At 73.1% G+C, this 14,127-nt stretch carries 12 protein-coding genes; 6 read left to right on the top strand and 6 right to left on the bottom strand.

The features are described from left to right. Window positions 1–177: 177 nt before the first annotated feature. A complete protein-coding gene (locus tag PH189_RS10580) occupies window positions 178–741 on the bottom strand; it encodes a TlpA family protein disulfide reductase (RefSeq protein WP_274188749.1) in 564 nt (187 codons plus the stop codon). A gap of 171 nt (window positions 742–912) precedes the next feature. On the opposite strand from PH189_RS10580, the gene PH189_RS10575 reads away from it, so the two are divergent. From PH189_RS10575 to pstB, 6 genes are all read left to right on the top strand, one after another. Next, window positions 913–1,755: a winged helix-turn-helix transcriptional regulator gene (locus PH189_RS10575; RefSeq protein ID WP_378014898.1), complete on the top strand. Its 843-nt coding sequence runs from the start codon at window positions 913–915 to the stop codon at window positions 1,753–1,755. Window positions 1,756–1,780: 25 nt separating this feature from the next. Further along, window positions 1,781–2,701, top strand: coding sequence for a mycothiol synthase (gene mshD, locus PH189_RS10570; RefSeq protein ID WP_274188748.1), 921 nt, complete (start codon window positions 1,781–1,783; stop codon window positions 2,699–2,701). A gap of 188 nt (window positions 2,702–2,889) precedes the next feature. Next, the gene (gene pstS, locus PH189_RS10565; RefSeq protein ID WP_274188747.1) at window positions 2,890–3,999 is read left to right on the top strand and encodes a phosphate ABC transporter substrate-binding protein PstS; all 1,110 of its coding nucleotides are present in this window, start codon (window positions 2,890–2,892) and stop codon (window positions 3,997–3,999) included. 137 nt (window positions 4,000–4,136) lie between these two features. Beyond that, the gene (gene pstC, locus PH189_RS10560) at window positions 4,137–5,102 is read left to right on the top strand and encodes a phosphate ABC transporter permease subunit PstC (protein WP_274188746.1); all 966 of its coding nucleotides are present in this window, start codon (window positions 4,137–4,139) and stop codon (window positions 5,100–5,102) included. After that, window positions 5,102–6,016 carry a phosphate ABC transporter permease PstA gene (pstA, locus tag PH189_RS10555; RefSeq protein ID WP_274188745.1) on the top strand — a complete coding sequence of 305 codons (915 nt, stop codon included), beginning with the start codon at window positions 5,102–5,104 and terminating at the stop codon, window positions 6,014–6,016. Before pstC ends, pstA begins: the two co-directional genes overlap by 1 nt. A gap of 9 nt (window positions 6,017–6,025) precedes the next feature. Further along, the gene (gene pstB / locus PH189_RS10550) at window positions 6,026–6,802 is read left to right on the top strand and encodes a phosphate ABC transporter ATP-binding protein PstB (protein WP_274188744.1); all 777 of its coding nucleotides are present in this window, start codon (window positions 6,026–6,028) and stop codon (window positions 6,800–6,802) included. Between the two features lie 86 nt (window positions 6,803–6,888). Here pstB and phoU read toward each other — a convergent pair whose 3' ends face one another. From phoU to PH189_RS10525, 5 genes are all read right to left on the bottom strand, one after another. Further along, window positions 6,889–7,545 carry a phosphate signaling complex protein PhoU gene (gene phoU, locus PH189_RS10545; protein ID WP_274188743.1) on the bottom strand — a complete coding sequence of 219 codons (657 nt, stop codon included), beginning with the start codon at window positions 7,543–7,545 and terminating at the stop codon, window positions 6,889–6,891. Between the two features lie 71 nt (window positions 7,546–7,616). Further along, window positions 7,617–9,884, bottom strand: coding sequence for an LCP family protein (locus PH189_RS10540; protein ID WP_274188742.1), 2,268 nt, complete (start codon window positions 9,882–9,884; stop codon window positions 7,617–7,619). A gap of 261 nt (window positions 9,885–10,145) precedes the next feature. Next, on the bottom strand, window positions 10,146–11,084 hold the full coding sequence (locus PH189_RS10535; protein ID WP_274188741.1) for a GGDEF domain-containing protein: 939 nt from the start codon (window positions 11,082–11,084) through the stop codon (window positions 10,146–10,148). A 284-nt stretch (window positions 11,085–11,368) separates the two neighbouring features. Beyond that, window positions 11,369–12,487, bottom strand: a complete 1,119-nt coding sequence (gene dusB / locus PH189_RS10530) for a tRNA dihydrouridine synthase DusB (RefSeq protein ID WP_274188740.1) — start codon at window positions 12,485–12,487, stop codon at window positions 11,369–11,371. A 4-nt stretch (window positions 12,488–12,491) separates the two neighbouring features. Next, on the bottom strand, window positions 12,492–14,090 hold the full coding sequence (locus tag PH189_RS10525; RefSeq protein ID WP_274188739.1) for a Rieske 2Fe-2S domain-containing protein: 1,599 nt from the start codon (window positions 14,088–14,090) through the stop codon (window positions 12,492–12,494). Between the last annotated feature and the right edge of the window lie 37 nt (window positions 14,091–14,127).

Raw genomic sequence — 14,127 nt, 5'->3', positions numbered from 1 at the left:
ACGTCAGGTGGGGCGGTCCGGGCGGAGTCGTCCGGGGGCCGGGTCAGCAACAGAGGCTGGAGTCCACACGGCACAGGTCCACCACGCGTCGCTGGGTGAGCCTGCCGTCCACGCGCGCCACGCTACCGAAGATTCGGGCGGCGACCGAGGGTGACGTCACACGCTCGTGGAGCGCGCTCACCCCGTGCGACGCCACGGGGCGAGCGAGCCCAGCAGATCGGCCCGTCGGGGCACCCCCACGTGGCGCGCCAGCTCGACCCCCGCGGGATCGACGACCAGCGTCGTCGGGGTGCGGCGGATCCCCAGCAGCCGCACCAGTTCGGGGCGCATCGCGACGTCGACCTCGCGCACCGTCAGCCCGGGGTGCTCGCCGGCGACGTCGGTGAGCACGGCGCGGGAGGCGCGGCAGTCGGCACAGAACTGCGACGACAGCTGCAGCAGCGCGAGACCGCCGGGTGGGCCGGCGAGGTCGCGCGGGAGGACCCCGCTCACGGCGTCGCCCGGTCGCTGCGGGCCGACCGGACGGAGGTCGCGGCGTGTCCCCTCGGGCCCCGGGTCGGGGGCCGAGGGGAGGGGAGTGGGCCCGTCGGCCTCGGTCGGCGCGCTGCGGGAGCGCCGGAGCCGGACGACCGCGAGGACGAGCCCCGCGACGAGCACCACCGCCAGGGCCGCGGCGGCGGCCACCAGCACCCAGCCCGACACCCGGAACCCTCCCCCACCCCGCACGAACGTCCTGCTCACGCAGCGTAGCCCGCGGTCCGACTCACCGGATCGGCGGGGACGTGGCCCCCTGACCGGCACTTTCTCGGTCCGGAGGGGCGCGCGGACCCGACGTGACATGGAACGCTCGGGAGGGTGACGGCGCGGTGAACTGGTCTAAGGTCCACCCCACGATCGCGGAGGGAGATTCGCGTGGAGCTGCTGCTGCTCACCGCCGACCCCGAGCCGACGTCAGTGTTGCCGTCGCTGGCCCTGCTACCCCATGGACTCCGGACCGCAGCCCCCGAGGTGGCGGCCCTGCTCGATGCCGGCCCGCACGACGCCGTGCTGGTCGACGCCCGGCACGACCTCGCCGCCGCCCGCAGCCTCTGTCGTCTGCTGGGTTCCACCGGCCTGGACGTCCCGGTGATCGCCATCCTCACGGAGGGCGGCCTCGTCGCGGTGTCCCTCGAGTGGGGCGTCGACGAGGTGCTGCTGCCCGGTGCGGGCCCGGCCGAGGTGGACGCCCGGCTGCGCCTGCTGCGGGCCCGGCGTGCCTCCGACGGCGCCGGAGCCGAGGGCGCGCTGGTGCTCGGTGAGCTCGTGATCGACGAGGCGACCTACACCGCCCGCCTGCGCGGGCGGCCGCTCGACCTCACGTACAAGGAGTTCGAGCTCCTCAAGTACCTCGCCCAGCACGCCGGCCGGGTCTTCACCCGTGCGCAGCTTCTCCAGGAGGTCTGGGGCTACGACTTCTTCGGCGGCACCCGCACCGTCGACGTCCACGTGCGGCGACTGCGGGCGAAGCTCGGCCCGGAGCACGAGCAGCTCATCGGCACCGTGCGCAACGTCGGCTACAAGTTCGTCCGCCCGATGCGCGGTGTCCTCGGCACGGCGCACGGCTCGTCGGTCGACCAGGCCGACGACGCCGAGGAGGACGCCCAGGCGGGGAGCACCCAACCCAGGAGCACCCCGGCCACACCGGTCCCGCGGTCGACCGGGTCCTGGGACGACGCCCGCGTGGTGCGTCCCGCCGCCTGGGCCCGAGGCGTCTGAGGCGGAGAACGCTACGGTCACCGCCGTGCTCGGGAGCCGGTGGGTGTCGACGGTGACGCCGCAGGAGGCGCAGGACGTCCACGCGCTGGTCGCCGCGGTCGCGGCGGCCGACGGGGTGGACGCCTACGCCGAGCCCGCGCGTCGCGATCTCGATGCCATCGTCGACGGCGGACGTCCCACGACGCGGCACCTGCTCGTGCGCGACGGCGGTGACCTCGTCGGGCACGCGCTGCTCGACGGCGAGAACCCCGACGACGCGGTCGCGGAGCTCTCCGTGCACCCCGCCCACCGTCGCCACGGGGTCGGCGGGGCGCTGGTCGACGCGGTGCTCGAGGAGTCGCCCCAGGCCCGGTTCTGGGCCCACGGCGACCACCCGGGCGCCGCGCGCCTGGCCGAGCGGGCCGGCCGCCGTCGCGCCCGGGAGCTGTGGCGCATGCGCCGGCCCGCGCCCGGGCACGAGGCCCCGCCGCTGCCGGCGCTGGTCGTCCCCGACGGCGTCGCGATCCGCCCGCTTCGGGTCGGGCAGGACGAGGACGCCGTGGTGGCGGTGAACAACCGCGCGTTCTCCTGGCACCCCGAGCAGAGCGGCTGGACGACCGGCGACGTCGCCGCGATCGAGGCGGAGTCCTGGTTCGACGCCGACGGGGTGCTGCTGGCGTGGGACACCGCGACCGACGACCTGCTCGGTTTCCACTTCACGAAGGTGCACGCCGTCTCCGAGACGGTGCCCGAGCCGCTGGGCGAGGTGTACGTCGTGGGCGTCGACCCCGCCGCGCAGGGGCGCGGTCTGGGCCGGGCCCTCACCCTCGCGGGGCTCCACCACCTCGGCGATCGCGGTCTGCGCACGACCATCCTGTACGTGGAGGGCGACAACGCCCCGGCGATCGCCACCTACCGCCGCCTGGGCTTCGAACGCGACGCGGTGGACGTCTCCTACCAGCGCTGATCGCCCGGAGTGACCGACGTCGCAGCCGCTCACCCGGCCGGGCGGCGATCCCGGCAGCCGTTCATCCCTCGTTCATCCGGCCAGCTCCGAGCGTCCACTCTGTCTGCTTAGCCTCCGAAGCGTGGTGCGACCCCGCGCTGCGACGTGCCCACGCAGAGGTGGGCAGGACGGACACGGAGGATTCTTCTGTGAGGTATCAGCGGCGCGTCGCGGCGATCGGTCTGATCGCCGCATCGGCACTCGTGCTCAGCGCGTGCGGCAGTGACGAGAACGCCGGTGGCGGCGGGGTCTCCGCGGCACCCGGCGTCACCTGTGGCGGCAAGCCCGACCTGCGCTCCAGCGGGTCGTCGGCGCAGAACAACGCCATGACGCGCTTCGTCGCGACCTACCAGCAGACCTGCCAGGGCCAGACCCTGAACTACACGCCGAGCGGCTCGGGCGCGGGGCGCAACGAGTTCCTCGGCGGGCAGACCGACTTCGCCGGTTCGGACTCCGCGCTCAAGGACGGCGACGAGACCACCCGCGCCCAGGCGCGCTGCGCCTCGCCGGCCTGGAACCTGCCGCTCGTCTTCGGGCCCGTCGCGATCGCCTACAACGTCCCCGGTGTCACCGACCTGGTGCTCGACGGCCCGACCGCGGCCCGCGTGTTCAACGGCCAGATCACCACCTGGAACGACCCGGCGATCGCCGCTCTCAACCCGGGCAAGCAGCTGCCGGCCGCCCCGATCGTCGTCAACTTCCGTTCCGACGAGTCCGGCACCACCGAGAACTTCCAGAAGTACCTGGTCGCCGCCTCCAACGGTGCCTACGGCAAGGAGGCCGCCCAGACGTTCAACGGCGGTGTCGGCGCCGGCGCCCGCGGCAGCCAGGGCGTCGCCGATGCCACCAAGAACACCCCGAACTCGGTGACCTACGTCGAGTCCTCGTTCGCCCAGCGCGGCGGGCTCGGCATGGCGCAGATCATCAACTCCGGTGGGGGCCAGCCCGTGCCGCTGACCACGGAGTCGGTGGCCACGGCCATCAACAACGTCCAGATCTCCGGCCAGGGCAACAACCTGACCCTGAACCTGAACAGCCTCTACCAGACCTCGGCACCGGGCGCGTACCCGATCGCGCTCGCGACCTACGAGATCGTCTGCTCGAACTACGCGGACGACCCGACCGGGCAGGCGGTCCGGGCGTTCCTGCAGACCGCCCTCTCCCCGGGCGCGCAGCAGGCGCTGCCGGACGCGGGCTACGTCCCGCTGCCCGACCAGTTCAAGCAGCGCGTGACGACCGCGGTCAACGCGATTCAGTAGCGCGACCCGGCGATACCGATCGACCGGCGACGACGAGGCGGACGGAACCGAAGGCTGTGACCGAACGCACCACGGCGGCTCGACCGCGGGACCCTCAGGACGAGGGTTCCGCGGCCGGGTCGGCCACCCTGGACACCGTGACCGACACCGACCCCGGTAGGGGAGGGACGGGCCGAGGGGCCACCCCGGGACGCGGCGAACGCGTCTTCCGGGGGCTGACCTCGGGCTCCGGCCTCCTCGTCGTCGCGGCCATCGCCGCGATCGGGCTCTTCCTGCTCGTGCAGGCGGTGCCCTCCCTGTTGGCCAACAACGCCAACTTCCTGACCTCGCCGGTGTTCGACACCCGCGACGCGGCGAACCTCAACTTCGGTATCCGTGACCTGCTCGTGGTCACGCTGCTGTCGTCGCTGTTCGCCCTGGTCCTCGCGATGCCGATCGCCCTGGGCATCGCGCTGTTCCTCACCCAGTACGCGCCCAAGAGGGTCGCGCGCCCGTTCGCCTACGTGATCGACCTGCTGGCCGCCGTGCCGTCGATCATCTACGGCCTCTGGGGCATCGCGGTCCTCGCGCCGGCCCTGCTGCCGCTCGCGACGTGGCTGAGTACGAACCTCGGCTGGTTCTTCCTCTTCGCCCCCGGCAACCTGCCCGTGCTCACCGGCACGATCTTCACCGGCGGCGTCGTGCTCGCCGTGATGATCCTGCCGATCATCACCGCGGTCACCCGCGAGGTGTTCTCCCAGGCCCCGCGCTTCCACATCGAGGCGGCGCAGGCACTGGGCGCCACCCGCTGGGAGGTCATCCGCATGGCCGTCCTGCCCTACGGACGCAGCGGCTACATCGCCGGCTCGATGCTCGGCCTCGGCCGCGCGCTCGGCGAGACGATCGCGGTCCTCATCGTCATCCGCGCGGCCACCACGCCCTCGGGCTTCAGCCTGTTCGACGGCGGCTACACGTTCGCCTCGCTCATCGCGTCGGCCGCCTCGGAGTTCAGCCAGCCGCTACCCACCGGCGCCTACATCGCGGCCGGCCTGGTCCTGTTCGTCCTGACCTTCGTGGTCAACGCGATCGCCCGCGTGGTCGCCGGCGGGAAGGTGAACGGCTGATGAGCACCGCGACCGGCCTCAACTCCCCGGAACGTCCCGCCACCACGCCGACCTTCCAGGCCCCGAGCACGGGCCGGAAGATCAAGAACAACGTCGCGACGTTCCTCGTCGGGCTCGCGTTCGTCATCGCCCTGATCCCCCTGGTGTGGGTGCTCGCGACGGTCGTCGTGCGCGGCATCGGCGCGATCCTGTCGTCCGACTGGTGGGGCAAGTCGCTGTCGGGCGTGCTGCCGGAGTCGTACGCCGGCGGGGTCTACCACGCGATCTACGGCACGCTGATCCAGGCGGCGCTGGCGGCCGTCATCGCCGTCCCGATCGGCATCCTGGCCGCGATCTACCTCGTCGAGTACGGGCGCGGGCGACTGGCGAGGACCACCAGCTTCATGGTCGACATCCTCGCCGGGGTGCCCTCGATCGTCGCCGCACTGTTCGTCTTCGCGGCATTCATCTCGATCCTCGGCGCCGAGCAGAGCGCCTTCATGGTCTCGCTGGCGCTGGTGCTGCTCATGCTCCCGGTGGTCATCCGCAACACCGAGGAGATGCTGCGGCTGGTGCCCGACGAGCTCCGCGAGGCGGCCTACGCCCTCGGCATCCCGAAATGGAAGACGATCCTGCGGATCGTCCTGCCCACCGCGCTGTCGGGCACCGTGACCGGCGTGATGCTGGCGCTCGCCCGCGTCATGGGCGAGACCGCACCCGTGCTGGTGCTCGTCGGCTACTCGCAGTCCATCAACTTCGACCCGTTCTCCGGGAACATGGCCTCGCTGCCGCTGTTGATGTTCTCGGAGCTCTCCAACCCGGAGCCGTCCGGCCAGTTCCGCATCTGGGGCGCCGCGCTGACGCTCATCGGAATCATCATGATCTTGCAGCTCGGGGCGAGCGTCGTGTCGCGCTTCTCCGCCATCTCGAAGTAGAGGAACACCGTGGCCAAGCGACTGGACCTGAAGGCCGTCGACATCTTCTACGGCGACTTCCACGCCGTGCAGGACGTCAACCTCTCGGTGTCGCCGCGCAGCGTCACCTCGTTCATCGGCCCGTCGGGCTGTGGCAAGTCGACCGTGCTCCGGACGCTGAACCGGATGCACGAGGAGATCCCCGGCGCCCGCGTCGACGGCGAGGTGCTGCTCGACGGCGAGGACATCTACGCCCGCAACGCCGACGCGGTGGCCGTTCGGCGCACCATCGGCATGGTCTTCCAGCGCCCCAACCCGTTCCCGACGATGTCGATCCGCGACAACGTCGTGGCCGGCCTGAAGCTCCAGGGCGTGCGCGACAAGAAGAAGCTCGACGAGGTCGCCGAGGCCTCGCTGCGCGGGGCGAACCTCTGGAAGGAGGTCAAGGACCGGCTCGACAAGCCGGGCGGCGGCCTCTCCGGCGGTCAGCAGCAGCGTCTGTGCATCGCCCGCGCGATCGCCGTCCAGCCCGACGTGCTGCTGATGGACGAGCCGTGCTCCGCGCTCGACCCGATCTCGACGCTGGCGATCGAGGACCTCATCGGGGACCTCAAGAAGGAGTACACGATCGTCATCGTCACCCACAACATGCAGCAGGCGGCGCGGGTGAGCGACCAGACGGCCTTCTTCAACCTCGAGGCCACCGGCAAGCCCGGCAAGCTGGTGGAGATCGACGATACCGAGAAGATCTTCTCGAACCCGCGCGAGCAGGCCACCGAGGACTACATCTCCGGCCGCTTCGGCTGACGGTCCCACCGCGCACGGAGCCCCTCACGCACAGAGCCCCTCCCCTACCGTGCGGGAGGGGCTCTCGTGTGTGTGCGGCCGGGCGGTCAGGCCTCGGGCGTGTTGGGCATCTTGCCCGTGACCATGAAGACCACGCGGCGGGCGACCGCCACGGCGTGGTCGGCGAAGCGCTCGTAGAAGCGGCCCAGGAGGGTCACGTCGATGGCGGGCGCGACACCGCTCGGCCAGTCCTTGCTCAGCAGCAGGGTGAACAGGTGGCGGTGCAGGTCGTCCATGGCGTCGTCGTCGGACTCCATGGTGAAGGCGAGCTCGACGTCGCGGGTGAGGATGACCTGGCGGGCGTCCTGGGCCAGGTCGAGCGCCACGCGGCCCATCTCGGCGAAGTAGGGGGCGACGTCCTCGGGCAGCACCTTGGCCGGATGGCGACGGCGCGCCGCCTTGGCGACGTGCAGGGCGAGGTCGCCCATCCGCTCGAGGTCGCCCGCCGAGTGGATCGCGGCGATGACCGAGCGCAGGTCGCCGGCCACCGGGGCCTGGAGAGCGAGCAGGCCGAACGCCTGCTCCTCGGCCTGGCTGCGCAGGGCGTCGATCTTCGTGTCGGAGGAGATGACCTCCTCGGCCAGGTCGAGGTCGCCCTCGAGCAGGGCGGTCGTCGCCTTCTTCATGGCCTCGCCGGCCATCTGGGACATCTCGGCGAGCTCTTCGGAGAGGGCGGCGAGCTTCTCGTTGTAGGCCGTGCGCATGTCGCGCAACGTACGCGGACGGCCGGTCGTCCGTCCGACGACGGCATGAACCAGGGATGAACGCCGCCAGGTCAGGCGCAGGAGGCGTCGGCGGCCGTGATCGTCGGGTTGACCGGCGCGGACGGCGTCGCTCCGTCCCCGGCCGTGTCCGAGCGGACCTCGCCGTCGAAGTCGTCGCCGAGGGTCAGGGTCAGCGAGCTGCGCCCCGAGCCACCGGGCTCGAGCCGGGCGCCCGGCACGGCGGCGCCCAGCGCCGACGCGGCGGCGGCCTGGTCGGGCGAGTAGCGGATCGTCGTCCCGCTCCCGCCCGACGACGAGCCCCCGTCGTCGCTGGTCACGACGAAGCCGGCGGAGCGCAGCCGGTCCGCCACACGCTCGGCCGACGGTCCGTCCGAGGCGGAACCCTCGTCGCCGCCGTCCTCGCCCCCGTCGTCACCGCGGTCCTCGGCGGGTGAGCGGGCGTCCACGAGCCGGATGTCGGCGGGTGCCGGGGCGGGCACGGGCGTGGCCGGCACGCCGGGCGCCGGGGCCCCGCTGCCGGGTAGCGGGTCATTGCCGATGATCGCGTCGAACATGGCTCGCTCCTCGCCGCGGCGGAGCACCTCGTTGCCGCGGTCGTTGGCGAGCCCCGTCGTCGGCACGGTGACGAAGCTGACCGTGCGCGGGTCCAGGCTCCCGAGCGACTGGGAGAGCGCGAGCAGCTGGTCCGAGCCGATGTTCTCGCCGAACGTGGAGCGCGAGACGGCCTCGACGAGCCCCTCGAGACGGCTGGGGTCGAGCAGCGTGCCCGCCGACAGCACCGAGCGCAGCAGCGCGCCGAGGAACCGCTGCTGGCGCTGGATGCGGCCGTAGTCGCTCGACGGGTCGCCCTCGACGTGGCGGGCGCGGACGTAGTCGAGCGCCTGCTGCCCGCTCAGGACGGTGGGCCCGGCCTGGGGGATGACGGTGCCGAGCACGGAGTCGCGCACCGGGCGCTCCACGCAGATCGGCACGCCGCGCACGGCGTCGACCATGCCCTGGAAGCCCTGGAAGTCGATGCCGAGGAAGCGGTTGATCGCCAGGCCCGAGAGCTCCTGGATCGCGCGGGTCACGCAGCGCGGCCCGCCCGCGGCGTAGGCCGAGTTGAGCTTCACGCGCGGTGTCGGCGGCAGCATCTGGGGCGAGTAGGCGCCGGAGACGGGGTCCCAGCGCTCGCACGCCGGCCGGGTGATCTCGAGGTCGCGGGGGAACGACACCACCGTGACCGTCGACCGGTCCTCCGGGACGTGCACGACCATGATCGTGTCGGTGCGGGCCCCGGGCACGCCGGCGGTGTCGCCGGCGTCCTCCGACGGGGGCGCCCCCGCGCGGCTGTCCGAGCCGACGACGAGGAAGTTCTGGTCGCCGGCCTGCGCGGCGGCGTTCTGGATCGCCGACGAGTTCGGGTCCAGCGCCCCGATCTGGCGCACCGCGGCCTCGACCCACGACGCCGCGCCCCACCCGAGCCCGCACACGACGACGACGAGGACCGCGCAGGTCGCGGTGAGCAGCCGTGCCGTCCGGCGCCAGGTCCACCGCCGGCGCCACGTGGTGAAGCGGGAGCCCACCGACGCCAGCACCGCCGACGTCGCGGCCCACTCGGTCTCGCCCGCGCGGGCCTCGGTGGCCGCCGGGCGGCGCGGCGCGGCCTCGCTCGTCGCCGCCGCGGCACGGACGTGACGGACCGCGGGCGACTCCGCCGCGGCGGCCTCGGGCTCCGGGGCCCGGGGCTCGTCCGCCTCCGGCTCCGTGGGCTCCTCGGGCGCAGGCGGCTCGGCCGGTCGCACGGCGTCGGGCCGGGCCGGGGCCGCCGGGGAGGCGGGCGCCACGGTGGGCGGGACGACGGCAGGGCCGGGGCCGGCGGGGGTGGACGGGCGCCGGGGCGCAGGGGCCACCGGCGCGGCCGGGGGGCTCACCGGCACCGCTGGGCCGGGCGGGGACCCGGGCGGCGCGGGCGGTGTCGTGCCCGCCGGGAGGCGTCCCGCGGGCAGCGTCACCGCGTCGACCGGACCCCGTGTGGACGGCGCCTTGGCCGCGGCCGGCGACGGGATGCCCGCCGACGGGGTGCCGGGCGACGGGGTGCCGGACGGCGCGGTCACGAGCCCGGCACCGGGCGGGCGGAGACCGAGTCGCGGCCCGCGCTTGCGGGTCAGCGGCACCATCGTCGGCCGCCGCCCGGCCTGGGCTGTCGGCGTCGCGACCGGGATGCGGAACGGCGCCGACGCGGGGCCCGTGCGCGCCGCGGGAGGGCGGACCACGTCGGACCCGGGAACCCCGGGGCGGGAGCCCCGGGCCGGGTCGCCGGCGCGGTCGTCGGTCACGCATCTCCTAGGGCTGATGATCTCGGGCGGGCAGCCGGAACATGTGCTGGTCAGCAGCGGGATACTACGGCCGGGCCGGTCCCCGACGGTCTCGGGGCCGGTACGCCACGCGGTGACCGGAGCACAACGGGCGCCACACGACCGGGGGAAGCGGCACACCCGTTCGGGCATCGCCGTGCTCGGTTCCGGCTCAGCGCCGCAGCGGTCGGGCGATCCGGTCGCGCTCCGGGCGGCGAGGCGCCCGGTGAGCGGTCGGAGCGGTCAGGGGGTCGGGAACGCGCCGCGGGCAGCGGCGGCGATCCCGCGACGGGCGGCAGCCGCTCCGGCCAGCCGCACGGTGCCGTCGTCGGCGTCGCGGTAGGCCACGGCGTTGCGGCCGGCGCGCTTGGCGACGTAGAGCAGGGCGTCGGCGGCGTCGAGGCCGGGCGCGCCGGGGTGCGCGCCGGCGTCCAGGCACGCGACGCCGACGCTGACCGTGACGCGCAGGTCGTCGGCGAGCTCGTGCCACGGGTATGCGTCGACCCGCGCGCGGGCCTCCTCGCAGACGCGGACCGCCTCGGCCGGCGCGAGCCCGGGCAGGACGAGCGCGAACTCCTCGCCGCCGTAGCGCGCGCAGAAGCCCTCGGCGGGGAGCTCCTCGTTCACGAGGTCGACGAGGCGGCGCAGCACCCGGTCGCCCACGGCGTGCCCGTGCGTGTCGTTCACGCTCTTGAAGTGATCGACGTCGGCCAGCGCGACGCAGGCGGGGGAGTCGACGCCATCACCACGCAGCGTGCTCAAACGCTCGTCGAGATAGCGCCGGTTCCAGGTGGCGGTGAGGCTGTCCCGACGGCTCTGCTCGCGGGCCTCGGCGCGCTCGCGCCGGAGACGATCGACCTCGAGGCGTAACTGATCGGGCACTTCGTCCGGCGTCGTCCGCTCGTCCCGCACGAGCGAGACCGCGGCTTTGAGGTGCTGGTAGGCCCGGCGCCAGTCGCCGCGGTCGGCGAGGACCTCGGCGGCGGCCTCGTGGGCCCGTGCCTGGTCGGACCGGCCGGCGAGGGTCGATGCCCCGGGCTGGGTGTCGGAGGGCACCGCGTCGAGCCCGACGATCGGCGAGGTGGGGAAACCGCAGGTGACGGAGCCCTGGTCGGGGATGGGGTGGGCGGTGGGCGTCACGACCCCCGAGTCGAGCATCGGCTCCGCGGTTGTCGTCGCCACGGTCCCGCGTCCCGGCAGCAGCCCGGCCAAGCGCACACACATCACCTCCGTTCCTGCCTCTAGTGTCGCCCTCGATCATGAACCTGTAACGGTCCTTCGCCGCGTCGCCGCCAACTTCGCTCGTCCGGCGCACGTGACGCTGCGTAGACGGATCCCGTACCGACACGTTCGGCCCACCTTGAGTCGCCCGCGACGGTGGTCGTGGCGGGCACCCGCATGCCGGCCGTGACGTGTGGTCGACGTGATGCCGTGCGTCGATACGAGGAGTAGCGCCCGGTGAGGGGTCAGCCGCCGGAGTGCATGACGTCGGCACCCACCGGGACGGTGTCGTCCTCGGGGTCGTCGAGCCATCCCTCGGGGAGGGTCACGTGCCCGGGCGAGCCCTGCCGGCCCCGCGGGCCGTCGGCGTCGGGCGGGAACGGCAGGTCGGGGTCGAGCTGCGCGAGCAGCTCGTCGAGACGGTCCAGCCCGTCGATCATCCCGAGCTCGCGGCGCAGTTCGGAGCCGACGGCGAAGCCGTGCAGGTACCAGGACATGTGCTTGCGGGAGTCACGCACGCCCTTGCGCTCGCCGTGGTGGGCGATGAGCAGTTCGACGTGGCGTCGCATCACCGCCGCGACCTCGCCGAGGCGCGGGGGCGTGGGGATCGGGCGGCCGGCCAGCGCGGCCTCGAGCTCTCCGAAGAGCCACGGGCGCCCGAGGCAGCCGCGCCCGACGACGACGCCGTCGCAGCCGGTCTTCTCCATCATGGCCACGGCGTCGGTCGCGGCGAAGATGTCGCCGTTGCCGAGCACCGGCACGTCCGCGGGCACCGCCTCGCGCAGCGCGGCGATGCGGTCCCAGTCGGCGTGGCCCGAGTAGCGCTGCGCCGCGGTGCGCGCGTGCAGGGCGACGGCGGCGGCGCCCTCCGCGGCGGCGATGCGCCCGGCGTCCAGGAACGTCACGTGCTCGTCGTCGATGCCGACGCGCATCTTCACCGTCAGCGGCAGCCCGCCCCGGGCCGCCGAGGCGACGGCCGTGCCCACGATGGACTCGAACAGCCGCCGCTTGTAGGGCAGCGCCGCCCCGCCGCCGCGTCGCGTCACCTTGGGCACCGGGCAGCCGAAGTTGAGGTCGACGTGGTCGGCGAGGTCCTCGTCGACGATCCGGTCGATCGCGCGGCCGATCGTCACGGGGTCGACGCCGTAGAGCTGCATCGAGCGCGGCGTCTCGTCCGGGTCGAACGCGATCATCTCGGCGGTGCCGGGGTGCTTCTCCACCAGCGCCCGCGCGGTGATCATCTCGCAGACGTAGAGCCCCGCGCCCTGCTCGCGGCACAGGCGGCGGAACGCCACGTTGGTGATGCCGGCCATCGGCGCGAGCACGACGGGCGTCGGCAGCGCGAGGGGGCCGATGCGGAGCACGACCTCAGTCTCCCAGCTTCTGCGCCCGGATCTCGTGGCCCGCGGACGTCAGGCACCGACCGGTCCGGAGGTTGAACTTCCAGTTGTGCAGCGTGCAGGTGAGCACCTCACCGTCGACGGCGCCGAACTTCGAGAGGTCCGCGGACAGGTGCGGGCAGCGCGCCTGCACCGCCCAGCCGTCGAGCTCGATGTCGCGTCCGTCGTCGTTCTGCGCGTCGTACCAGTTCTCGACGTAGTCCATCCGCTCTTCGGACAGACACTTGAAGAACGTGTAGAGGTACTCGTTGTACTGGCCGACGCGCGTCGCGGTGAAGCGCACCGACAGGAACAGCGAGTTCGACCAGTCGACCTCGCCGGTGGCGATGTTGGTCTGCACGAGCGTCGCGGGCATGCCCCAGCGGTACCGGGCCTGCTCCCCGTTGTAGATGCGGATCTCGCGGGCGGTGAAGTCGAACGCCAGCGACAGCGTGCCGTCCTCGTCGACCCCGGGGGTGTCGTCGGGCATGCCGTGCAGGTCGATCCGGACCGGGCCGCCGATGCCGTCGCACATGTGGTCGGCGCGCTTCATCAGCGGCTCGATCCACTCCTTGAGCTGGCGCAGGATGTCCGGCTGCGGCGCCGCCCACTGCGCCTTCTGCGCCTCGATCGCGGGCCGGGCGCGCTCGGCGAAGTCGCGCAGGTAGCGCTCCTTGTCGAGGAAGATCGTCTCGATCTCGGCGTCCGACACGGGGTGCGTGAGGTCGTCCACGGTGCCGTGGCCGATCTCGGCGGTCGTGCCGGGCAGGAGCAGGTGGCCCTGCTGCGAGGACCCGGACTCCTGGCCGAGCTCGCGCATCCGACCCAGGAACTCCCACTGGTCGGTGAAGATCGACTCGTCCTCGACGCCCTCGTAGCCCAGGCCGTTCCACCGGAAGAGCTCGTCGTCGAGGAAGCAGGGCGGGCCCGCCGTGGGGAAGATGTGCGGGGCGCCGACCTCGCGGATGTAGCGCATCGCCCGGTCCTCCTGGCCGATGCGCTTGCGGCGGGCGAACTCGCGCTTCGCGGCCTTGGGCAGGTCGTAGACCATCGGCCACCAGATGGCCCCGGAGAACTGCGTGAAGTGCGCGTCGTAGGCGCCGAACTCCAGCAGCTTCGGGATGTCCAGCGGGTGCGCGTCGTTCTGGTCGACGATCCGCGCCGTGCCGTCGTCGAGGGAGAGCGCGGAGTCGCCGATCGGGCCGTCACCCGGCCCCTTCAACGACGTGATCATGAACCGCAGACCGCCGTCGAGCTCCTGCGGAACACCGCTCTCGGTGCGCACGAAGTGCCGGAAGCCCAGCTCGCGCAGCTCGTTCTCGAGCTCGTCGGTGGGGTAGTCCGGCAGCAGGACGCGGGCGTCCTTCGAGACGTGGTCGCGCAGGTTGACCGCGTCGAAATGGTCGCGGTGCAGGTGCGAGACGTAGAGGTAGTCGACGTCTCCCAGGGCGTCCCAGTCCAGCTGGGTGTTGTCCGGGAACGGCACCCACGACGCGAAGAACGTCGGGTTCACCCACGGGTCGCACAGCACGCTGCCGCCCGTGGTCTCGAAGCGCATTCCCGCGTGCCCGACTCCGGTCACCCGCACGAGCAGACCACCTCCATCACAGTGCTCACCACCGATT

It is taken from the genome of Actinomycetospora chibensis, from assembly GCF_028737215.1.
GTDB lineage: Bacteria > Actinomycetota > Actinomycetes > Mycobacteriales > Pseudonocardiaceae > Actinomycetospora > Actinomycetospora chibensis.
This window is presented reverse-complemented; position numbering and strand designations above follow the sequence as displayed.